The sequence below is a fragment of the uncultured Bacteroides sp. genome, assembly GCF_910586915.1.
Taxonomy (GTDB): Bacteria; Bacteroidota; Bacteroidia; order Bacteroidales; family Bacteroidaceae; genus Bacteroides.
Genome location: NZ_CAJULN010000076.1, coordinates 1 through 5,148 on the forward strand (window position 1 = coordinate 1; position 5,148 = coordinate 5,148).

Consider the following 5,148-nt stretch of genomic DNA (forward strand, 5'->3'; position numbering starts at 1 on the left):
GGCAGGCTTTACGACCGTCACCTGCGCGTGCGATGAATTGGGCAATGTCGACATGGACGACTTGCGTGCCAAAGCCGAAGCAAACAAAAACGAATTGGCCGCACTGATGATTACCTATCCCTCCACACATGGTATCTTTGAGACGGAGATAAAGGAAATCTGCGAAATCATTCACGCGTGCGGCGCACAAGTATATATGGATGGCGCCAACATGAACGCACAAGTAGGGCTTACCAACCCAGGCTTTATCGGTGCCGATGTCTGCCATCTGAATCTTCACAAGACATTCGCTTCTCCTCACGGCGGCGGCGGTCCGGGAGTAGGTCCCATCTGTGTGGCGGCCCATCTGGTTCCCTTCCTGCCCGGACATGGTATCTTCGGAAACGTGCAGAACCAAGTATCTTCCGCTCCCTTCGGAAGTGCGGGTATCCTGCCCATCACCTACGGATATATCCGCATGATGGGCACGGAAGGTCTGACGCAGGCTACCCAGATTGCGATTCTGAATGCCAACTACCTGGCAGCTTGTCTGAAAGACACTTACGGAATCGTCTATCGCGGAGCAAATGGTTTTGTGGGACACGAAATGATTCTGGAATGCCGCAAAGTGCACGAGGAAACAGGTATTTCGGAGAATGACATTGCCAAACGTCTGATGGATTACGGCTATCATGCTCCTACCCTCTCCTTCCCGGTTCACGGCACATTGATGATTGAGCCGACAGAAAGCGAAAGCCTTGCCGAACTGGACAACTTCGTAGCTGTCATGCTGAATATATGGAAAGAAATCCAGGAGGTGAAGAACGGCGAAGCGGACAAGAATGACAATGTGTTGATTAACGCTCCGCATCCCGAATATGAGATTGTCGGTGAGCATTGGGAACACTCATACACACGCGAGAAAGCGGCTTACCCGATAGAAAGTGTGCGTGAGAACAAGTTCTGGATAAATGTGGCACGTGTGGACAACACGCTGGGAGACCGCAAACTGCTGCCTACCCGTTACGGAACATTCGATTGACGGATTGGAAAAGAATAGGCCGAAATAACAAAATTCCCCTCTTTCTTCTGAGAAGGAGGGGAATTTTGCTATGCAGAACGGTTGAATCCACCGGATCATCCGACAATCGTCACCGTGCCCGCTTTCACCACCTTCTCCTTCATCGGAATCTGCGGGTCGGCATATCCCAAAGCCACACAACCATACACCTTATGATGTTCGGGCACACCCAATGAGGTGATAAACGCGCGCACTTCGGGGTCGTCGCAAGTCGTTCCGAGCTGGTTAATCCAACAGGAACCGATTCCCAAAGAGCGAGCGGCAAGAAACATATTTTCTATCGCACAGGCACAGTCCATCGCCGCCCACCATTGAGTGGGTTCGTTGGAGACGATGACCAAAGTCGGAGCATGATAATAGCAGCAATACGTCTTGCTGTGTCCGCGTTCCTGCAAACGCGGGTCTTCACTTTTGGCGAAAGCCCCCTTGATGCGTTCGTTCAGTTCCGCCAGTTTATCCGCATTCCGCACCGCCGTGAAATGCCACGTTTCAAAATGCATTCCACTCGGCGCATAAGTTGCCGCTTCCAAAACCGCCGACAAGTCCTCTTCCGAAACCTGCCGGTCTGTATAAGCCCTCACACTGCGGCGTGCTTTGATATTTTCTAAAATCTCATTTGTTTTCATACGATGTGATGTCTATCTTGTTTAAAAGTTATCTTTTCAGCAGTCCGATTTTCGCATTCAGTTTGAAGTAATACACCCCGTTCTCCCTTTCCAGAAAACCGTATTTATCCTTCTCCAGCGCACCTTTCTCCAAACGGGTATTGAAGAAGAGAAAATCTTCCATCGCCTGTCTCTCCGATTTATGATAACAAAGCACATTTCCGCTTCCATCCACTAACAGAACACCCTCTACCGCCGAATCCTGCCCATTGTATATCTTCGCCGGACGCATTCCCAACGCCAGCGCCATGAGAAACTGCTTGACCTTGAATTCATAGAACTTATGCTTGGTGATAAGTTCGTCCTTGATTTTCAAAGGGTTCATCTGTTTGATAATCTCGGTCAGCTCGCTGATGCGCGCTACGCCGTCCAAGTGCATGATGCGCACCATCTCCGTCAGTACACGCGGAAAATGGAGGTCAATCATCAGCAGGTTGCTGCGGAACACCCTGTCTGCCACATCCGAATACTTGAGCACGCCGCCCAGCCGTTCAATCATCATCATGCGTTCCGCCACTTCGTTGGGCGATTCGGGCAGGGCATTAATCTTGTTCACCGTCGGAACGGCAAACTTTACCCCGCTCTGCTCCAGTTTCAGATTCGCCGCACGTCCGCCGTCCATCAGCGGATTCATGGCACTCAGCCGCGAACGGACATTGAATCCCCTCAACGGCGCTTCGGGATGCCAAAAGGCGACCGAGAAATCGGTACGGTCTTCCGTCTTCGCTTCCAAATCAAAAATTCCCGCTTCGTCCAGAAACTCTTCCACACCGTCGGGCGAGGTCACGTCGTTTCCGGCAGAAGCCTTGACAGCCTGCAATATCAGGTCGGCGACAATGCCGAAATCCTCGCGCGGCAGGCTTCTGACACCCACCTCGCTTTCGATGCGGATTGTCTCTTGCCCGATATAATACCGGCGCGTCCCGTCGTGCTCTTCCCGTTGAATCATTGCAACAGGCCAGGAGACCTCTCCCGCCTTCGCCTCTGCGGTGCCCAACGCCACTTTTCCGTCTGCCAACAGGCGGAAGAAGGTGTAAAGTTCGCACCATTCTCTTTTAGTTGCTTCAAATGCCATCTATCTTGTTCTTATTTAGTGAAAATTCTTGCTGATTGGTGATTGTGTCATTCGGCGTGCGTATCCGCTCCTTAGGGGTGATTACGATGAAACGTCCCGTCCAGCATCCGTTGAAATAAGAGGGGTTGCCCGGCTGCTTCCGGATGGGGTAACAGATGTTTTCCGCTTTGCTCCGCATCTGGGGCGAGCGGCCAGGGTCGTTCACCCACACGTGTGTGCTGTCAATGCCGCGAAGCACCATCCAGTGCCCTCGCTGCCCGGGACGCAAACCACGGACTGCCCCTGTATAGCGCACATTCACCAGCACCGGAATGCCCCGGTCGATGTACTCCCTCAGCAGGCGGTAGTCTTTCTTTTGGAAATGCTCGGCGCTCACCATGTTTTCATAATAACGCGCCAACGAATCTATCTCGAACGAGTAATATCCGCCCTGCCCTATCGAAGTGCGGCGGCGGAAGGGGGCGCGCTTCTTCAGAAAGTAGTTGCGCTGATACTCCACCAGTTTCTTTTCAGCATCTTCTGCCGAGCGTTGTTTGCCGGCGGTCATTCCCTTGAAATAATCGAACACCATCAGGGACGAGGCCAGGGAGCAGTGCGAATAGGGACATCCGGTGATTTTCTGCGAATACCAGGGGATGGGGATGTCATTGGGGGCTGACTTCGGCGGCTCTTGTGCGCACACTTGGCTGTGTGCCCATGCAAGAAGGCCTGAAAGCAGGATGAAATATATACAGGTTCTCCGTCTCATTCAGAAAAAAATCAGTTCTCTTCGTTATCAAGAATGCGTGCCGTCTCGACTTTTTCCAGGCGTGCACGCAGTTTCGGCATCATCGAGCGGCGGATGCGCAGCGTCATGCTGCAATCCATGTCGTACGACTGGCTGATAATCTCCGGCTCCTCTTCCTTCACGATGCGCATCACGTCGTTCATAAAGGGATATTCGAACATAAGTGTCACCTCCTCGTCCACCGTTTTCTCTACAATCGTGGCGGCGGCGATGGCTTCGGCGGCGGCGGCCTTGTAAGCTACAATCAGTCCACTGGTTCCCAACTTGATTCCGCCGAAATAGCGGACTACGATGAGGAGGATATCCGTTAGTTCGTTGGAGTTTATCTGTCCGAGAATGGGTTTGCCTGCCGTGCCGGAGGGTTCTCCGTTGTCGTTGGCGCGGAAATCTTTGCGTGCCGCGCCCAACATATAGGCATAGCATACGTGCCGGGCATCGTAATACTTCTTCTGATAGGTTTCGAGATGTGCTTTTATCTCGTCGATGGTGCGCACAGGAATGGCTATGGCAATGAACTTGCTTCGCTTCTCTGTATAAACAGCCTCGGAAGGTTCGATAATGGTTTTGTAAGTATCTTCAGCAGTCATGGTGCAAAGATACGGCTTTATTAAGAATTTTCAATCTATCTTTGTGAAATATTAGGGCCGGTGTGCGGCAGTCGGGCGGTCGGTGTGATACGGACAAGCGGTCGATTGGGTTGAAACGGGCAGTTGTTCCGTTACAAACGAGCGGTCGGACTGTTGCAATCAACTGAATGACTACAACGGTTCGACCGCTCGATGGGTATAAAAGAAAAGGGGGTTCTTACTCCAGCTTATGAATCACCAGTCCCGAACGGAGCTTGGGTTCAAACCAGGTTGTTTTGGGCGGCATGATGTTGCCGGTGTCCGCAATGTCCATCAGTTGTTTCATCGACACGGGATAAAGTGCCAAAGCCACTTTCATTTCACCGCTGTCCACCCGTTTTTTCAGTTCGCCCAGTCCGCGGATACCGCCTACGAAGTCGATACGCTTGTCCGAACGCAAATCTTTGATTCCTAAAATCTCGTCCAGAATCAGATTGGAGGAGATGGTGACATCCAATACGCCGATAGGGTCGTCGTCGTTGTAGGTTCCCTCTTTGGCGGTCAGGCTATACCACCGGCCGTCGAGGTAGAGCGAGAAGTTGTGCAGGCCGGACGGGCGGTAGATGTCGGCTCCTTTCTCTTCTACGGTGAAGTTCTTCTGCAAGGCGGCGACAAACTGTGCGGGAGTCAGCCCGTTGAGGTCTTTCACCACACGGTTGTAGTCGATGATGGTGAGTTGGTTGGCGGGGAAGCAGACTGCCATGAAGTAATTGTACTCTTCATCTCCGCGATGGTCCGGGTTCTGCCGTGCCTTTTCGGCGCCGACCAATGCGGCGGCGGCAGAACGGTGGTGTCCGTCGGCAATATACAGGGCAGGCATTTGGGCAAATTCGGCGGTAATGGCGGCGATGTCCTCCTCACGGTCGATTGTCCAGAACGTATGGCCGAAGCCGTCGCCCGGGGCGATGAAGTCGTACACGGGCTTTTCGGCCGTA

At 52.6% G+C, this 5,148-nt stretch carries 5 protein-coding genes and 1 pseudogene; 1 reads left to right on the forward strand and 5 read right to left on the reverse strand.

The genetic code is table 11. From position 1 onward, the window contains the following. Positions 1 to 1,021, forward strand: a pseudogene (locus QZ331_RS14215) (glycine dehydrogenase (aminomethyl-transferring)); the annotation flags it as partial. A gap of 95 nt (positions 1,022 to 1,116) precedes the next feature. Here the strand turns inward: QZ331_RS14215 and QZ331_RS14220 are convergent. From QZ331_RS14220 to QZ331_RS14240, 5 genes are all read right to left on the reverse strand, one after another. Then, on the reverse strand, positions 1,117 to 1,686 hold the full coding sequence (locus tag QZ331_RS14220) for a nitroreductase (RefSeq protein WP_294631385.1): 570 nt from the start codon (positions 1,684 to 1,686) through the stop codon (positions 1,117 to 1,119). Positions 1,687 to 1,714: 28 nt separating this feature from the next. Beyond that, a complete protein-coding gene (locus tag QZ331_RS14225) occupies positions 1,715 to 2,800 on the reverse strand; it encodes an HpaII family restriction endonuclease (RefSeq protein WP_294631387.1) in 1,086 nt (361 codons plus the stop codon). Next, on the reverse strand, positions 2,790 to 3,548 hold the full coding sequence (locus QZ331_RS14230; RefSeq protein ID WP_294631389.1) for a C39 family peptidase: 759 nt from the start codon (positions 3,546 to 3,548) through the stop codon (positions 2,790 to 2,792). Before QZ331_RS14230 ends, QZ331_RS14225 begins: the two co-directional genes overlap by 11 nt. A gap of 11 nt (positions 3,549 to 3,559) precedes the next feature. Next, entirely contained in the window at positions 3,560 to 4,174 is a 615-nt protein-coding gene (locus QZ331_RS14235) for a YigZ family protein (RefSeq protein WP_294631390.1), read from the reverse strand. Between the two features lie 217 nt (positions 4,175 to 4,391). Next, on the reverse strand, positions 4,392 to 5,148 hold a 757-nt coding region (locus tag QZ331_RS14240), incomplete at its 5' end, for a DUF1015 family protein (RefSeq protein ID WP_294631392.1).